At 50.8% G+C, this 500-nt stretch carries 1 protein-coding gene; it reads left to right on the top strand.

Going from position 1 to position 500, the window contains the following annotated elements:
• Positions 1–33: 33 nt before the first annotated feature.
• A partial coding sequence (locus DDE77_RS19295; RefSeq protein ID WP_245895430.1) for a LysR family transcriptional regulator substrate-binding protein occupies positions 34–500 on the top strand: 467 nt, incomplete at its 3' end.

Raw genomic sequence — 500 nt, forward strand, 5'->3', positions numbered from 1 at the left:
GAAACGATTGGCCACAACAGGATTTCGGCAGCTATGGAGCGTACTCGTACGCGATTGCCGCAAGCCGAAATCGAATTGATCGTTGCGTCAACCTCCGAGCTTCTTGCCGGGTTACGAGATGGTGAATTTGACGTTGTAGTCACCGCAGAGAAGGTCAGTGAAGACCTCTATCGCATAGACCATCTCTATGAAGAGGATTACAAGGTCGTGGTGTCAAAGTCGCATCCGTTGTCTGAACTAAATGCGATCTCTCTTTCGACCCTGGCTAAGACTGACATGCTGGACCGACTAAATTGCGAAATGCGGGATACTTTGCATGGAACCTGCGCGGATCATGGTCATGAACTCTACGCGGCCTATCGGTCAAATCGCGTGGATTGGTTGGTTGAACTGGCGCGACAAGGGTCAGGTGCGGTGATCCTGCCAGCCACCGCTATTCCTTCAGACATGGGCTTGGTGTCGAAACCCATCGATGGTCTTGAAATATCAAGAACTGTTTT

The organism is Devosia submarina (genome assembly GCF_003056345.1).
GTDB classification, from domain to species: Bacteria; Pseudomonadota; Alphaproteobacteria; order Rhizobiales; family Devosiaceae; genus Devosia; species Devosia submarina.